Here is a 17,537-nt window from a genome sequence, read left to right as displayed (position 1 = left end):
TTATTTTTCAATTTTTACAGATTTTAAATATCTAATAAATTCTTCATTAAACTTAACTACTGCATCTTGATTCATATGGTCGCTATCATAGAAATCTACTGTATCATTCAGAGGAATGCTTCCGTAGAAATTTTTATATATTCCCAGATGAAAAAGCAAACTGTCTACTTGTTTATTATTGGTTCTTGCTGAATACAGTTTCTGAGTAATAGGTGCTTGTACAAGAATATAAGGAATTTTTCTTTTTTTGATAAACGCAATATTTTCTTTTAGAGCTTTTACCTGCTTGGGGGTTAACTTCCAGATTCCTACAGGCTCATCTTTTAAAGGGTTTTTTCTAAAATCGCTTTCCACATAGCCTCCTCCCGTTATATAGTGGTTCCCATCTTGGTCTACCGGTTCATGAAAACTTCTGTTTGCCCCTATCATCGTACGAAAAAACCCATACAAAAGCGTATTATAAGTAAGCCAATCGTTAATTCTATATGCCATTTCAAAAGAATTTTTATCCACATAAGAATTACTAAGCATATCCAAAGAAGACTCTACCCCATTGTCAGTAAGAGTCCCAGTATAAACTTCATAAACAATCATTTTAGGTTTAATTTCATCTAAATATTGTTTCAGTAAAACCTGCGTATTGATAGGCGTCTGACGACTGAACCTAAATTAAACGCTCGAATGTGATGCTTAGCAAAAACTCTTGTATCAAATCCTCTGTAAGAATGAGAGGAACCTAAAAAAAGAATATCCGGATTCTTTACTTTTTCTGCATCCCTCACCCTTGATAATAAATGTCCATAACATCCTACGCAATTTCTAACATTTTTTGCCAAATACTTAGGCATTACATAAGCCCACAAAGGCATCACTATAATATAAAATAAAACAGCAAATATTGAAAATATAATACAGTTTCTTATAAATCGTTTCATCTATCTAAAATTGAAAGTATATAAACGGTGTCTCTTTCGTCTGAATAAATAATCCTATCAGCATTATGATAAATGCATAAAATACCCATCTTGCTATTGATAGAAATCTTGCTCTCTTAGCTGAAGTATTTTGATGAGGAATTAATAGATTTTCCAATGCATAATTATAATCCTTTCCCATCCATTCCACAGACATAAAAAACGCTATAATAATCAAGACGCCCAATGCCTCCTTATTAAAATCAGGAAAAGTAAAAAAGCTTTTTGTAAAAATACCTTTTATATACGCAAACGCTTTACTTATACTCTGGGCTCTAAAAAATATCCATGCCAAAACTGTCAGTAAAAAAGTGGTAAAAATCTGTAAAGCATCTTTATAAGAAGGAATCAATCTATTGAGTGCTACCACCTCCATATTTTTCCGATTGGTTTTCAGTATAATAGAAGGCATTATAAACAAAGCATTAAGGACCCCCCACATGATGAATGTCCAGTTAGCTCCGTGCCAAAAACCGCTTACCACAAAAATAATGAAAGTATTCCTTATCCTCATCCACGTTCCTCCCTTGCTCCCTCCCAATGGTATATAGAGGTAGTCACGAAACCAAGTGGATAAAGAGATATGCCAACGACGCCAAAATTCTGCTACATCACGAGAGAAGTATGGATAAGCAAAATTCTTCAGCAATTCTATTCCGAACAATCGTGCCACACCAAGTGCAATATCCGAATATCCCGAGAAATCTCCGTATATCTGAAATGTAAAAAATACAGCTCCTAAAAAAAGTGTACTTCCGGAAGAATGGTCTGCATTAGCAAAAACATGGTTAGCAAAGGTGGCACAATTGTCCGCTATAACAACTTTTTTGAAAAAGCCCCATAAAATCTGGCGCATACCATCTACCGCTTGGTCATAATTAAAAATCCTTTTCCTTTGTATCTGAGGCAATAAATGCGTAGCCCTCTCTATTGGTCCCGCCACTAAAAGCGGAAAAAAAGATACAAACACTGCATAATCTACAAAATTGTATTCTGCAGGAATTTTTCGTTTATAAATATCTATTACATAAGATAATCCGTGAAATGTATAAAATGAAATACCTACCGGTAATACAATATGCAGTACCCAAGGATCCATATTAAGTCCAAAGCCTTTGAAAAAATCCGTAAAAGATTCTACAAAAAAATTATAGTACTTAAAGAATCCCAAAAATCCAAGATTGATAACAATACTTAAAGTTAGCCAAAATTTTCGTAGTTTATCATTCTTAGAATTAGCCATTTTGAGCCCCGTAAAATAATCCAACAATGTGGAAAATAATAGCAAGAAACCAAAACGCCAATCCCAGCACATATAAAAATAATAACTGGACAACAATAATAATATATTTTGCCACTTATAGTTTTTATTCAAAATCCAATATAAGGTAAATACTATGGGCAGGAATATTAAAAAACTGATAGAATTAAATAGCATAATATCCTATTTTATCTTATTATATAAAAAACTAAATGGAAACAACAGCATACCCAAAAGTCTTATCACTCCATCTTTAGGGGATATTATTATTTTTGAAAACGATATTTTGTTCTTCAGTGCATAATACTGAAACCCAATAATATTCCTCAACAATGCTTTGGGGTAACCTAATAATTTTTTCCTGTACGAATTCAAAAAGGAAAGATGTCCTTCCATCAATCCAAAGATATTTTTGCCCGTCCAGCGTGTATTGGATACTGATTCTGCGTCCTCCGTATCCATTAGATAATATCTCACCACTTTATTTACAAACCTTGTTTTTATACCTTTGGCATCATACTCATTGAAAATAACGCTCTGAGGAATATATCCTTTCCCTTCGTAGAGGCTATAGTCTTTCCCTTCTATTTGTTTATGATAAGATGAGGTAATGAATATCCCAAATTTATCACCTCTGACCTTGTATTTGTAACGCATCTCCAAAATACTTCCATCAAATCCGTCATTGGGATATCGGTCGCCCACTATATTGCCTTCTTCATCTGCCGAGAGCCCCATCACTGCGATATAATCATCTTGATTTTTAATTTGCTCCGCTTCATTGTACAAAACCTCCAAAGAGTCGTCCGGATAGGCATCATCTGAATCTACTACCATATGATATTTAGAAACTACTTTTTTGATGCCATCTAAAACAGTCAGAAATTTATGTCTGTTGGACTGAGAATAATACTCTATCTCAAAAGACGAATTTTCCCTAAACACCTCTACAAGAGATGCGGTATCGTCTGTGGAGCCATCGTCCATAATGAGCCACTTAAAGTCTCTGAAAGTTTGTTTTTTAAGAGATTCAAAAACCCGTGGCAATGTATGTGCCCTATTGTATGTCGGGGTGATAATGGTTATTTTCGGGGTTTCTTGTGCATTCATTTTTTTAATACATTTTCCAAGACTGCTATTATTTGCTGATAAATTCGCTTTTCATCAAATTTCTCATCTACATTTTTTGTTCCTGCCTTTATTTTCTCTACAAAGTTTTCGTCTGTAAGAAAACATTTCATTGCATCGTAGAGCTCGTTTTCGTCATAATTAACCAAAACACCATCTACGCCGTCTTCTATCATTTCGGGGATACCACCTACATTGGTAGAAATAATAGGTTTGCCAAGAGCCATCACCTCTCCTATGGTAAGCGGATAGCTCTCTGATTGCGAAGGTAAAACAAAATAATCAGACGCTAAAATATACGGCCAAGGATTTTTCTGTGTTCCCAAAAGCAAAAATGTGTCTTCTACCCCCAACTCTTTAGCTTGATTTTTGAGGTTTTCCATTTCGCTTCCGCCTCCTATTACAAATATACTATGATGATGCCCCGAGTCTAAAAGCCTCTTGTGGACATTCATCAATGTATGATAGCCTTTCCTGCTGTGCAACCTTCCCATAGAGGAGAAACAAGGTCTCACGGCAGGGAAACTTGCATCAAAGGCTTTTGCTTTTTGACGGGCTTCGTTTATTTTAATAACATTATAGATAACAGAACTTTTAGGATAAGTAATCCCATATAAATCTTCTATTACTTGCCGAGTTTGCTTAGCACCAAAAATCATCCAATCAAACTGCTTCATTAGCTCGATACGCTCATTTACACGCTTTTGATTCTTATCATAGCTCACATCGGTATGAAACCAGCCTATTTTTTTAGATTTTTTATTGGGAGATCCCAATACCATTTTGAATTCCGCATAGCCCGGAGCAATCTCTATATCAAAATCTTCCTTAACCTTTAATGCATAGAGCAACGAGGGGAATCTATCGTAAATCTCCAACTTCAAACGCCTAATACCTAATTGTAATTTTTGGATAAAAGGATTTTTGGACATTTGTTCCCTACCTTTTTCAATTTTGATGACTTTGATATCTTCCGGAATCTCGGAGACTAATTCTCCTTGATAGAGGTTGAGCATAAGCGTCAGTTCAAACTTATCCTTAGGCAAATTCCGCAACAAATCCAATACGACACGAGGAACTCCCCCCATCTCCAAAGAACGAAGACGGAATAATACTTTTATTTTTTTTGTATCAGACATATCAAAAATATTTTTTTAATTCAATAATATATTTTATCGGAGAGGTCCAATAAAAATGTGTAAATGTCCAGCCATACATAGGAAGCCCCAAAAACAACACAAATATTTTCAATATTAAATATTTTTTATTGATAAAGAAAGATTTTCTTTTTTCAAACAGAACGAAATAAAATAAAATTACCAAAAAGACCATATAATACCATCTTACAAAATCTGTAGCAATACAGCAAAGAATTAATATCATACTAAAATTCCCTAAAATAAAAATTGTATTTCTTTTATTAACAAAAAAACATTGCTTAATATATAAATAAAAACATAAGCATACTAAAATATAGTTTAATAAAAATCCTACCAAATAAAATTTATTTTTTACAAATGCTACATTATATATGATATATATAGGTCCTTTTAATGAAAATAACCATCTTAGATAACTTAAATGTTTCGGATTAACCCCTAATCTTTCCCAAGATAGTATTATATTGTCAGCACTTGAAACATTTCCTTTAAATAGGATTACCATCAGTAAGAAAACAACCAGTGAAGGTAAAAAAACAACTGTACAATACATCCATCTATTTCTTCCTAATTTGAAATATAGAATATAAAACAATGGAAATGAAGCTATCAAAAAATAAACTTCATGAATTAAAATTCCGATGATAAGGAATATCAATGTAAATATTATTTTTAATATTAATTTCAAATTATTTTTTTTCAAGATAAAAAACTGTAAAAACAATAGTGGTATCATCAATAAATCTAATCTAAATGCAATATGCTGAGCATAAATATTCAAAACCAGAAAGCTTGCCATAAGTATATACAAAGGAAGTTTTTTCCATATCATAATTGTTAGAATAAGGCTTAAATTAATTATCATCAGTATAGAAATTACATTATTCAAAAACATTTCTATCCCCCCCTTGCAAATAAATTACTAAAAATCAACAATATAGAACCAACTAATCCTCGTCTAATGAATGTATATTTATATGAAATAAAAAATTCAGGATAACTCCAAGTCAATCCTTTATTGAAAAAATGTAGAATACTAGATAAAAAAACTAATATAAAACATATATTCAAACCCAAATTTACTATATAACAATATCTTGATCTCTTCATTTTACTTTTTTAATGTATAAATTAACAGGCTCCTCTATGTATTTGAATAATAGAATAGATATTACATTTAAAGCAACAAATAAAAACAATTTATTACTCCAAACATATTCATCAATAAAAATAGAGACAAATCCTTTATGAATAAGATAGAATACATATGAGCTTTTACCAAGAAGCACCATAATTTTAGAGGATAACATTCTTTGTATCCAAGTGTCTTCAAAAATAAGCCCCCATATCAACGGAGCAATACCTAAAAAAGAAAGAAGGCCAATAGAAATAAAACGCCCTAAACCCGAATTTAATTCGAATATAGGGTAAAGATATTTCATTATACAGAGATATACTCCTATAAAAAATAGTCCTATATAAGTAATTTTGATAGGCATTTTAACAGAAACAGGTTTTTTCTTGATAAAAAGAGCTAATGCTATACCTGCAAAAAATTCTATTATGTACACAGATATATTATTCCTCATAAATCCCCCTAAGTAATCGAAATGTAGGCTTAAACCAGTTAAGACTGAACCAAATAAAAATATAATAATAGGCAAAACACAAAGCCAATAAGTCTTTTTTCTAATGAGTATAAAATAAAGAGGTGCTGTAAGGTAGAAAAGTTCTTCTAAAGTAAGCGTCCAGCCTTGCGATATACCCGACATAAAAAAATCCGAGAATAATGCCTTAGTCATTGTAAAACTAAAAATAGCTTCCAAAGTATTCGTATCTGTCCATACACCTTGTTTCAAATATATTACAACAAATACTAAAACTGTAATAATAAAATACATAGGATAGATTCTCGCAAACCTATTCGTCATATATTTTTTAAAGTCAATAGAAGTGCCAAAATAGCGATAAGCAATCAAAAAACCACTCAATACAAAGAACATATCCACTCCTATATGGAATTCCCAAATAATATCAGCTATCCATTTTGGATAATTATGATGTATATTTTTAAATGGGAAAAAATGATATATAAAAATAATCCACGCTGCAATAGCCCTGTAGCCAGTCAACGCAGGAAAAATTTTTTTTTTAGAAGAATTATTCAACATCACAACCTAAATTTCTATATTGTTCTTTAAAATGACTTACCCACTTTCTAAATTCCTTTACATCAATCTTTTCATCAAAAAAAGACTCCAAATATTCTATTTCAAAATCTTTAGGAAAATTCTGCGTTATATCAAATTTGCCATCATACCAAGCCTCATTAAGCAAATGATTGCAATAATTGACATCAAATAAATATCCATATTTATGGTAAGAATTGGTAGCCGAACTCTGAAAAGTAGTACGCATCGCTTCGTTTTTTAGCCGTGCTGCGAAATTGGCGTTTCTCTTATTTTTGTTATAATACGCTGCAGCATTTCTAAGCTGCTGTTTCTCATCTACCTTACCTTTAGCATCTTTCCATACCTCCAGCCAGTATTCTCTTTTCCAAAGTCCCATTAAAATAGAATTAAGCCCCCAGTATTTTCTCTTAGTATAATTATCAAAGAATCCTAACTTATAGCCTATGGTAAAAAACTTGTATTTATTGTAAAAAAACAAATCCATCAATGCTTTAGAGCCTAAAAACATTTTTTTCGGAACTATATTTTCTATATCTTTTGATATCTCACTAATATCAAAATACTTGTCATCTTCTACATTTCCCAGCCAGCCCAATTTAAGTAAATTAATCTTAAGCTCTTTACACCTTGCTACTGTTTCATCTATGTTTATGTGTGAGCCAAACCAAACATCATCCTCCGTAACGATGCAGTATTCGGAACCATTCTTCACAGCATTATACCACAAATCCGTAGGGATGCTAAAACCGTCTATATCTTTCCCAGAAATAATATTTTCTTCTATAGACATTATTTTGTTCTTATAATTTTTAGATGTTTTTATTTCTATCTCAGGGTATTTTTCTTTAATCTTGTCAAGATACTTTTTGGGGGTACCATCGTCTAAGACGATAATTTTATAATCCCCCGTGAGATTTTGTTTGACACTATATATAGCTCGGTCTAAGTAATAAACTCTATTAAACGATTTTATAAAGATATCAACAGCCATTAAAAAGATTTTTTCAAAAATTTATAATAAAATTTAGGAATAACCATAGGAAATGAGTTCATAATATTTAATAAAATCACATCAATTTTATTTCCGTATTGTGATTTATATTGATTCATAAGAATAGAAAGTTCTTTTTTATATCTATGCTTGGTTGCAACATTAAGTGCAAATTTCAGCTCTTTTTCACTTTCATTTTTTTCAGAATCCAGTATATGTAATAAATATTCAGGATGAAACTCTTCATAAGAATCTTTTCCGTATTTTAAAGACTCTCTATAAAACTGTTTTGTTTTTTCCACAAAAAGAGTTCTAAAAAACTTTCCGTCTTTTCTTGATATAGATGTTTCTAAAATCCTATAATCCAGCAATGGTGTAGTGAAATTATAAAATTTTTTGCCCTCTATCATCAATCTCAGATACAAATCATAATCTTCACAATAGTAAATTTTATCTCTGTACCTTACCTCTGCATTATTACGAAACATAATTACCGGATGATACATCGATATAGATTTAGGCATTTTTTGCTTTATCGCTTCATCTCTTTCCGGAGCCTCCAATACTTTAATAAAATTATCCTTTTCATCTATAAAATTAATAGAACTCCCCACCATAAAAACATCAGAATAAGCATCTAAAAACTGTACTTGCTTTTCCAATCTTTCAGGATGACTGATATCATCTGCATCCATACGAGCCACATATTGCCCCTTTGCCTCCTTCAACCCCCAATTCAAATTTTCTACAAATCCCTTAGAGCCTTTGTTTTCTTGCTTTCGTAGAACTTTAATTCTTTTATCCACATCTACATAATGTCTTATGATTTCATAAGACTTATCAGTAGAGCAATCATCTATTATAATAAATTCAAAATCCTCAAATACCTGTCTTACAATAGATTCTACCGCCTGACTGAGGTATTTCTCCGCATTATATACGGACATTATGACTGATACTTTACACATTATTATTATTTCTGAGTGATAAAAACAAATTTTCCCATTGCTTCATTATTGTTTCTAAACTAAATCTTTGTGCTGATTTTATGGCTTCAATAGAAAAATTATTTCTCAATTCAGAATCTCCAATCAACTTTTTTATTTTTTCTGCTAATTGATAAACATCTCCCACTTCTGCTAAAAAACCATTTTCTCCGTCATTTATCATTTGTTTAGGCCCATGCTTACAATTAAACGAAACACAAGGTAATCCACTTGCCATGGCCTCTATAAGAGCTAAAACAAAGCCCTCAAACCTTGATGATAATATAAAAATAGAATGATCGTGATATTCCTTTTCTATTTCTTTAGTCGGAGGATGTATCGTTATTATTTCTTCCAAGTTACAAGCCTTAATCTGTGCTTGCAAATCCTCCTTTAGCTCTCCATCTCCATAAATATCTAAATGCCAATCTGGATATTCCTGTGCAACTATTTTCCAAGCATCTATTAAATAATCAAAGCCTTTTTGATAAGCAAGCCGGCCTACTGCTATAGCTTTTTTATTTACCAATTGTGGTTTTTCTTTGATAGATTCAATCGTAATAGGGTTTCCGATATAAGATACTTTATCGAAATATCTTTTCCATTCTTCGGCATCTTCTTTTGTAAGAACTACGATTCTGTCAAATTTATTGACTACTTTTTGTAATTTATAGATATTATATTTCGCTTTAAGATTTTTAATGCTAATTTTTTCTTTTAAGCATGAAAACGAAGTTGTATTAAAATTAAAATGATATTCTATAATTTTTTTACTTTTGTCTTTTATCTGTGGAAGAAATGTATACTCTATCCCTAATCCCATAGATATAGAAATATCTTGAGGATTTTCTTTCAAAAATTGTTCTACCCTGCTTTTATACTCTTTTATAAAACTTCTATAAATTTTCTTTCTCCTGAAAAAACCATATTCTTTGAGGGTAAATGTAGGATCTTCTATATCTAAATGAACCATCTTGACCTTAGGGCTGAATTGAAAGAATACCGGAGCCCCATATTGTCTATATGTTAGTATAGTAACATTATTTTTTTCTGCTAAATAATTTGCTTTAATACTAAGCACTCTCTCCATACCGGATGATAATCTTAGATGTGGTATAAAATATACAATATTCATTTATTTCAATTTGAGTAATTGTAACACTATCAATTTCAAAAGACTCTCAGGAAAATATTTAGAAATTCGCCTAAGTACAGAGAAATAATCACTACTAATAGAGTTTATATAATTTATAGCCTCTATATAGTGCTTTTTCGTTGGTTTTAACAAAAAATATCTTCTAGCCCATAACCTAAAGTAATAGTTATAATTTATCCCTAAATTCTGTATTTCTCTTTTAAAACTAAAAACCACCTCCAATACATCTCTGGTACAGTTTCTATCTGTATTAGACAGAGACCCTTCTCTAATTCTGACATAAATTGTATGTTTGTTAGAACTATAAAAACGAACCCCTGCAAACAACAATTTCAGCCACAGATGCAAATCTTCCGCATTCTTGTCAAAAGAAAACTTGCTACACTCTACCAAAGCCTGTTTTTTGCATACCACTGCCGGTGTATCTATTTCATTATGAAAAAGCATATGAGGAATAAATTTCTTATCCAATTTTCCTTCTTGGCAAGATATTAATGGTCTGGCAATATCATTTGTATAAATATTATTTTTTATAAGAAATGACCTTGAATATGCGAAATCTGCATTATTCTCGTATAGATTATTAATATTATGCTCTAAATGACAAGGCAGCCAAACATCATCACTGTCAAGAAATGCAACTAATTCCCCTTTTGCTAAGTCTATCCCTCGATTTCTGGTTTTAATAATCCCTTGATTTTCTTGTTCATAAATACGAAATCTAGAATCTTTTTCTTTCCATTTTTTAATAATGTTTAAGGTATTATCCGTAGAACCATCATTTATAATAATACATTCCCAATTCTGATATGTCTGAGACAAAACAGACTGCAACGCTTCCTCTATATAATTCTCTACATTATATGCTGGAACAATGATAGATACTAAAGGACACTTACCCATTCTTTTTATTTTTACAAATTCTTTTAAAATCTATTTCCCCTATAAGATTTTTTCCCGTTTCTATCTGAATAATTTCACAATCGGGAGTGTTGATGTTTAAGGCGGCAGTAGAGCTTATGGTATATGCTTTTTTAAGCCTCAAACCATTTAATTCTAATAATTCAAAAGGAATCGGCTGGCTGACAACCACCGCATCCGGGAAATACTTTTTGTAATCCGTCTTCTCGCGAGGGTGTGTTTTTATTATCACATTGCTTTCTCCTTCTTTTTCTATTGCAGCTCTGTATAAATCTATTTTTTGCTCCTCTGTATGGATCTCCTCGACCCAGGAATCTTCATAAAAAGGCTGGGTAAGAACAATAACACTTCTTTTTTGCAAACCGTCAATTAAATCTCGTCTAAAACAAAACCGATCTAAAATAAAATTCTTTTTCCTTTCGGAAGAATTGTCCCACAATGCTTGTAACGAAACAACTTCTACTTTGGGATCGTTATGATCATTCCTTGTAAATATTTTTTTTGCCAGTCTCTTTGATGCTATACCTTTGTATTTTTCTATCCGTAGAAAAAATAGCTCTATTGCTATTTCAAAAATATTTTCTTTTTTCTTTTCTGCAGTTTCTTTATTTTGTTTCTCCTGCTGAATATGATTTGCTAATCCGTCCTCAATAAGTGTGTAGTCGTTTGTGTCTACAATGGCTGTTATCAAGAAATGCCCCGGAGGCATATGAGTAAATATTCTTGTATCTTTTACAAACGGATAATGTTTTTTATAAAAAAATCTGCTTTTATTCCATATAAGAACATTTCTTAGCCTATTGTAATAACGGTTAATAATTCTAAAAACAGATTTATTTTCAAATAAAGTAATGGAAGAGGTGTAAGTATTTATAACCAGACCGTCTTCACCTATTTTATCTAATAACTCTTTATTAAAATCCTTGGTTAAAAAATAGAAACACTTATCGATGTCCTCATCCTTCACATACAATAGAAAAAGTAAATAAGTATAAACCGTAGCACCTATATAAGTATTTTTATATTCTTTCTTCATCATACTAATTTTGCTTGTTCAACAAATACGAGGCATAATCAAAATCCTCTTGTGTGTCTATATCCACCAAGGCAAAAGGATGAGACACCGTCATAGGATATGCATTTTCTGTAATAATATTCCCATCTAAAACTACATCCGCACGCGTTATATACAGCAATCCGTTTTCGTAATACAATTTTTCCATATCCTGGCTTCTCTGCCCGAACGCATAATTAAACGGCTGAAACCTATCGTTAATGATTTTACCTAATTTATGACGATTCTCCGAAACCGTAAAAAGACTGTCAAGATGTTTTTCCCGAAAAATTGCCAATGCCTCTTCTAATAATCCTGCGGGCCTTAATGGGTTTGTTGGCTGTAATGTTATAACATAATCAGAGTTTTCTATCTCAATCTGCATCAATACATGTTTCAATACTTCTACCGTAGGCGTATAATCTCCTGCCAGTTCCTCCGGCCTGTCAATAACTTCTGCATTCCACTTTTCTGCCGTATGTTTAATTTCATCAGAATCCGTAGAGACCAATACCCTGTCTATTTCCTTAGAATTCTGAGCATACAAGATGCTGTGTGCCAGCAAGGGAATTTCTCCCAGTTTCTTAACATTCTTCCCCGGCAGTCTTTTTGAGCCTCCTCTCGCCGGTATTATAGCTATTTTTTTCATTAAAAATTATCTCTAAATTGTTTTTGGCAAGAAAGTTCCCAAATATCAGTTTGAGAAAGAATTTCAAAGAACTTGTTTTTACTGTTTCCCTCTCCGAACTCCATATTTGAAGCAATAGCAGCGTCTGCTTTTTTCGGAATATCATTCAAGGCTTTGTGTATATGTTCTTTTGAATAAGGAACATTATGTATGGCTTCATTACTACTTCTATTCATTTGCCTATCTCCTATATTGATGGAATGTACCCCATAGCACGGTGCCTCACGAATTCCCGCACTGCTGTTACCTATGATGAAATCTGCATTCTTAAGTAAAGTTAAAAAATATTCAAATCTCAATGAAGGATAAATTTTGAAATTGGCATTGCCTTTCAGTCTCTCATATTCATTTAGTATAAGTTTACTCCCCAAATCATTATTAGGATAAATTACAATATATTTTTTTTGACTTTCTAACAATGCATCTACAATAACTTTGGCATGATCTTGAATGTTTGCATAATCTGTCGTAACAGGGTGAAACATCAATATTCCATAATTATCAAAATCTATATTGTAATATTTTTTCACCAAATCCAAAGATGGTAAATCAGAGAACATTACATCCAAATCGGGAGAGCCTATTGTAAATATAGATTCTTCTAATTCTCCCATTTTTAGGAGTCTTGTTTTAGCTTCTTCATTAGACACGAAATGGATGTGGCTCATCTTTGATGTAGAATGTCTAATAAGTTCATCTATCGTACCAGACACCTCTCCTCCCTCTATGTGTGCTACAAGAGTGTTATTGAGAGCTCCCGTAATGGCTCCCGCAAGAGCCTCTACCCTATCGCCGTGCACCACGATAAGATCGGGTTTTATTATTTTTATATACCTCGAAAACCCGTCAATGGTTTTGGCTAATGTCAAATCCATTGTTTTCTCATGGGTAAAATTATCAAATGTGTCTATATGAGGAAAACCACATCTTTCAATTTCTACTAAAGTATATCCGTATTCTTCTTGCAGATGCATTCCAGTAACGAAAATATATGGTTCAAACTCTGCCGACTCTACGAGTACTTCTATAAGAGATTTAATTTTACCAAAATCTGCTCTGGTACCTGTAAGAAAAACTATCTTCTTTTTATTTTCCCACTTGTTCATATCTAATTTGTATATCTACAGGAATATCTTCCAGTGCTATTTTTCCTAAAATGTTGTTATACTCCTCTGCCAAGATTTCACCAGTTCCAGGTCTTTTCACCCAAATATTTTCCTTGGTGAAAAGCTCTCCTTTTTTTATTGATTTTATGGTACATACTGTGGCAAATGCAAAATCCATAGTCACTTGCTCCTCTTTTGCAGCTCTTTTTTCTCCTCCCCTCATTTTTTGGATTTGTGCCGATCCTTCAATGAGATCTTTCGCTGCGATTTCATCCATACTACAGACAATATCAGGTCCCAGTCTGTCCATTTTATCTGTAAAATGTCTTTCAAGAATCGAAGCTCCTAATGCCACAGCTCCAAAACAAGCAAGATTACCTTTCGTATGATCACTCAACCCCACGACTTTATCAGGAAATGCTTTTTTTAGTTGTTCAAAAGCTCCCAGCCTGACCAATTCCGGAGGAGTAGGATACAGATTGGTTGTATGAAGCAACGCTATAGGAACATTCTTAGAATCAAATATTTTCACAGCTTTCCTAATGCTTTCTATATCATTCATTCCCGTGCTAAGAATAACCGGTTTGCCAAATGTAGCAATATGCTCTAACAGAGGGTAATTATTACATTCTCCGGAGCCTATTTTGTAAGCGGGAATATCCATTTTTTTTAATCGCTCTGCTGCCGCACGAGAAAACGGAGTAGATATAAACACCATTCCTTGAGACTCTACATACTCCTTAAGCTCCATTTCTTCTTCCTCATTCAGAGCACATCTTTGCATAATTTCATATATAGAAACCTCTGCATTGCCTGGTATAACAGATTTTGCCGCACTACTCATTTCATCTTCTACAATATGAGTTTGATGTTTTACAAATTCTACGCCTGCTCGTTTGGCTGCATCTACCATCTCTTTAGCCACAGCCAGAGATCCCTCGTGATTGATTCCGATTTCGGCTATTACCAAAGGAGGGTAGTCCTCTCCTATTCTTCTTCCGCATATCTCAATATAAGGATTATTCATATTTGTACTTTATTTATATATTTTTTATCACTAATTCTTGCTTGTTAATCACGATGCTATTTGCCGGAATATCTTTATATATAGTACATCCAGCTCCTATAATAACATTGTCGCCGATAGTCACACCTTTTAGAACAACAACATTACTCCCCAGCCAACAATTTTTACCAATTTTGACAGTTCCAGTATTAAAATCCTGTTTTTTTACACCAAAACTATCGTACTGATGATTATGATCATAAACCCTAACACCTTCTCCAAATAACACATTTTCTTCTATTATTATTTTTTCTAAACAATTGATAGAACAAAAATTATTCATAAAAAAACCATCTTTTATTGAAAGTACAGCATTATTTGAAACCAATATACTACAGTTATTTCTAATATCAACTCTTTTCCCGATTTCTACTTGAGCTTTCGGATAAAACTTAAAATTACAAAAATCACCAAATTTAATCTCATCAAAATTTTTCTTTTTTAAAATGATCTTATTGGGTAATTTTATAAGATAAATAATTATTCTGGACAAAAAAAGCATACCTTTATTTTATTGCAAAAATAGTAAAAAAATGTACTTTTGCAGAAACTTTTTGAATTTTGAAACCATTAGTTACCATATCTATCCCTATTTACAAATGTGAAGATTTCTTAGAAAAATGCTTAAACTCTGTATTGGCACAAAGCTATTCAAATATAGAGGTAACTCTTATCAATGACCAAACACCCGATAATTCGGTGGAAATTGCTGAAAATTTTATTCAAAAACACAATCTCAGCAATTGGAGAATTTATCATTTAGAAAAAAATTTAGGGTTATCTGTAGTAAGAAACAAAGGAATAGACACAGCGCAGGGGAAGTACATTTTTTTCTTAGATAGTGATGACACCATTACGCCAGACTGCATAGCCAATTTTGTAGCCCGAGCTGAAAAAGAAGCCGTACAAATGGTAGCAGGAAATGCAAGAACAATAAATATAGAAACAAAAAAGGAATTAGCCACTTTTAAAATCAAATCAAATAAAAAATCAATAATAGGAAACGACTTAATACTTAAAGCATTTATTGATGGAGATTACCCGTCCTCTTCTTGGAATAAATTGATAAGAACTGATTTTTTAAGAAAACACAAACTATACTTTACAAAAGGACTATTTGCACAAGATGAATTACAAAGTTTTCAAACCGCACTACATCTTTCTAGCATAGCCTTTATTAAAAAAGAAAAAATCACATATAACTATTATCTTCATAAAAAATCCGTCATTCATAACCGTGGGAAACGGAATTTTGATAATTGGTTTACCATTGGACAATACATAGATAAAGCGTTGAAAGAAGAAAAAGATCCTACCCGCAGAAATTTAATTCTAAAGTATCTTACCAACTTCAAGAGCATGACTCTGCTTATGAATTGGAAAGCTCAAAAAAACAAAAATCTATGGAAAGAATCTTATAAAAACTATAAAACGCTTTCTTCTCTTAGTATTTTAGACTATTTTTCTCCGACATACGAATGGAGTATTAAGAAGAAATCTCTACTTAACAATCTTCCTACTTCATTAGGTTTTATAGTTTTTATAAAAAGATATAACAGACTATAGAAAAAATAGTTTTTCCACATTACGTAAGAATCTGTTTAAATTTTATTAAACAAAGGTTTTATAATAGAGAATTTAATCTTTTTTCCTAAGTTTTCTATTAGAAGGTCGCAATTCTGCATACTCTTCTTCTTTCATTATCAAACTTACCACACCCCCTGCCAAGTGGCAGGGGGTGTTTATGTAATATCCTCCAAAAAAACTAATTGCTGTTAATTTTTATACAGCGTACAGGTGCACCTGCCGCAATTGCAGAAGGACCTTTAGTAGCTCTAACATGAACCGATGTTACTCCACCCGTAGCAGTATCGCGACATACATAATGTATTTCTCCGTCTGAATCATAATAATACGTTGTAGGGTATCCGCATATGTTTCTTGTCCAATAGCCTGTATAAGAATTCCATTGATTAGGTATTTGACCATTAGAGAGTCTATCTTTGGTCAATCGCGGAAGAATAATATCAGAATAATTCTCAAATTGTTCATAACTTGGTAGAACGAAACCAACAGGACACGGATTATTACTTCTCTCAGAATCATTATACCATCGCCCGAAAAATGAATACAAAGCATTCTCTTTAATGACCCAAGTACCATGACTATCATTTGCTGGGATAAACTTATTAGTCCCTGCCCCTTCTACAGGAGAATTTGCCAAACTTCCCGCTCCTTGGTATTTAGGAGAAGCTTGAGTGTGAGAAGACCACTTAATCAGCTCATGCCCATCAGGCTTACGCCCCCATTGAAAAAGCGAACCATAAGCACGCCAATCTCTATCGAGATCGTACGAATCTGGATTTTGTGTTAAATTTCCTCTTCTATCGTAAGCTCCCGCCTGGTGATTGGGGTTAAAATAGGTAGGGTTGTCTACATCTGTATAAGCGGCACCTAAATTGTTGTTCAGCCATATCCGTCCCTTAGAATCAGTTATGGGCACATACACAAAATTATGCTCTTTTTCGTCTGAAGCCCCACTTCTATAGTTCACACAAGTGGAGGTAGGTATCCCTGCACAGCGGTCTGGGATACCCGAGATGGCTCTCAGCTGCACGGTGGCACGGTCTACAAGATCAAATTGCGCTAATAGGTTACCCTGATAATCATACCCCACACCGCTATTAAGGTCTAATTTTTTAACTTTCAGATCTCCGCCTACGGATTTCACCGTTGCTACAATGAATCTAGTTTCAGCGGTATAAGCTTGCTCGGGCCATGAGAGATTAACCACACGGCTTACACCATCTTCGGTATGCTCTGCCGGCACTACATAATTGTCGGCATAGGCAGG

General features: G+C 32.8%; 17 protein-coding genes and 1 pseudogene. 1 reads left to right on the top strand and 17 read right to left on the bottom strand.

Annotation, left to right across the window (positions count from 1 at the left end):
* The 16 genes from BLS89_RS11100 to BLS89_RS08010 all read right to left on the bottom strand — a co-directional run bounded on the left by BLS89_RS11100 (position 1) and on the right by BLS89_RS08010 (position 15,185).
* Complete coding sequence (locus BLS89_RS11100; RefSeq protein ID WP_245688947.1) at positions 1-594, bottom strand: hypothetical protein; 594 nt, start codon at positions 592-594, stop codon at positions 1-3.
* A 29-nt stretch (positions 595-623) separates the two neighbouring features.
* Positions 624-869 carry a hypothetical protein gene (locus tag BLS89_RS11095; protein ID WP_245688945.1) on the bottom strand — a complete coding sequence of 82 codons (246 nt, stop codon included), beginning with the start codon at positions 867-869 and terminating at the stop codon, positions 624-626.
* A gap of 70 nt (positions 870-939) precedes the next feature.
* Entirely contained in the window at positions 940-2,412 is a 1,473-nt protein-coding gene (locus BLS89_RS08075) for an MBOAT family O-acyltransferase (RefSeq protein WP_092737330.1), read from the bottom strand.
* 6 nt (positions 2,413-2,418) lie between these two features.
* Positions 2,419-3,345 carry a glycosyltransferase family A protein gene (locus BLS89_RS08070; protein WP_092737328.1) on the bottom strand — a complete coding sequence of 309 codons (927 nt, stop codon included), beginning with the start codon at positions 3,343-3,345 and terminating at the stop codon, positions 2,419-2,421.
* Entirely contained in the window at positions 3,342-4,502 is a 1,161-nt protein-coding gene (locus tag BLS89_RS08065; protein ID WP_092737326.1) for a glycosyltransferase, read from the bottom strand. The genes BLS89_RS08070 and BLS89_RS08065 overlap by 4 nt, the downstream gene beginning before the upstream one ends.
* A gap of 1 nt (position 4,503) precedes the next feature.
* Positions 4,504-5,355 (bottom strand): hypothetical protein, encoded by an 852-nt coding sequence (locus BLS89_RS08060; RefSeq protein ID WP_143017751.1) that lies wholly within the window; start codon positions 5,353-5,355, stop codon positions 4,504-4,506.
* Between the two features lie 274 nt (positions 5,356-5,629).
* The gene (locus BLS89_RS08055; RefSeq protein WP_245688950.1) at positions 5,630-6,694 is read right to left on the bottom strand and encodes an acyltransferase family protein; all 1,065 of its coding nucleotides are present in this window, start codon (positions 6,692-6,694) and stop codon (positions 5,630-5,632) included.
* Positions 6,684-7,706, bottom strand: a complete 1,023-nt coding sequence (locus BLS89_RS08050; RefSeq protein WP_092737322.1) for a glycosyltransferase family protein — start codon at positions 7,704-7,706, stop codon at positions 6,684-6,686. Before BLS89_RS08050 ends, BLS89_RS08055 begins: the two co-directional genes overlap by 11 nt.
* Positions 7,706-8,674 carry a glycosyltransferase family 2 protein gene (locus BLS89_RS08045; RefSeq protein ID WP_245688943.1) on the bottom strand — a complete coding sequence of 323 codons (969 nt, stop codon included), beginning with the start codon at positions 8,672-8,674 and terminating at the stop codon, positions 7,706-7,708. The genes BLS89_RS08050 and BLS89_RS08045 overlap by 1 nt, the downstream gene beginning before the upstream one ends.
* Entirely contained in the window at positions 8,667-9,827 is a 1,161-nt protein-coding gene (locus tag BLS89_RS08040) for a glycosyltransferase family 4 protein (RefSeq protein ID WP_092737318.1), read from the bottom strand. Before BLS89_RS08040 ends, BLS89_RS08045 begins: the two co-directional genes overlap by 8 nt.
* Positions 9,828-10,751, bottom strand: a complete 924-nt coding sequence (locus BLS89_RS08035; protein WP_092737316.1) for a glycosyltransferase family 2 protein — start codon at positions 10,749-10,751, stop codon at positions 9,828-9,830.
* Positions 10,744-11,808, bottom strand: coding sequence for a glycosyltransferase family 52 (locus BLS89_RS08030; RefSeq protein ID WP_092737314.1), 1,065 nt, complete (start codon positions 11,806-11,808; stop codon positions 10,744-10,746). The genes BLS89_RS08035 and BLS89_RS08030 overlap by 8 nt, the downstream gene beginning before the upstream one ends.
* A 1-nt stretch (position 11,809) precedes the next feature.
* Positions 11,810-12,472: an acylneuraminate cytidylyltransferase family protein gene (locus tag BLS89_RS08025; protein ID WP_092737312.1), complete on the bottom strand. Its 663-nt coding sequence runs from the start codon at positions 12,470-12,472 to the stop codon at positions 11,810-11,812.
* A complete protein-coding gene (neuC, locus tag BLS89_RS08020) occupies positions 12,472-13,617 on the bottom strand; it encodes a UDP-N-acetylglucosamine 2-epimerase (RefSeq protein WP_092737310.1) in 1,146 nt (381 codons plus the stop codon). The genes BLS89_RS08025 and neuC overlap by 1 nt, the downstream gene beginning before the upstream one ends.
* On the bottom strand, positions 13,598-14,644 hold the full coding sequence (locus tag BLS89_RS08015) for an N-acetylneuraminate synthase family protein (protein WP_092737308.1): 1,047 nt from the start codon (positions 14,642-14,644) through the stop codon (positions 13,598-13,600). The genes neuC and BLS89_RS08015 overlap by 20 nt, the downstream gene beginning before the upstream one ends.
* 13 nt (positions 14,645-14,657) lie before the next feature.
* Positions 14,658-15,185, bottom strand: coding sequence for an acyltransferase (locus BLS89_RS08010; protein WP_092737306.1), 528 nt, complete (start codon positions 15,183-15,185; stop codon positions 14,658-14,660).
* A 59-nt stretch (positions 15,186-15,244) separates the two neighbouring features.
* On the opposite strand from BLS89_RS08010, the gene BLS89_RS08005 reads away from it, so the two are divergent.
* Positions 15,245-16,249, top strand: coding sequence for a glycosyltransferase family 2 protein (locus tag BLS89_RS08005; RefSeq protein ID WP_092737304.1), 1,005 nt, complete (start codon positions 15,245-15,247; stop codon positions 16,247-16,249).
* Positions 16,250-16,448: 199 nt separating this feature from the next.
* On the opposite strand, the pseudogene BLS89_RS10675 reads toward BLS89_RS08005, so the two are convergent.
* A pseudogene (locus BLS89_RS10675) lies at positions 16,449-17,537 on the bottom strand (hypothetical protein); the annotation flags it as partial.

Origin of the sequence: Riemerella columbipharyngis, from assembly GCF_900101995.1 — a bacterium.
GTDB lineage: Bacteria > Bacteroidota > Bacteroidia > Flavobacteriales > Weeksellaceae > Riemerella > Riemerella columbipharyngis.
Note: the sequence above shows the minus strand (reverse complement) of the source record. Positions and strands in the feature narration are given on the sequence as shown.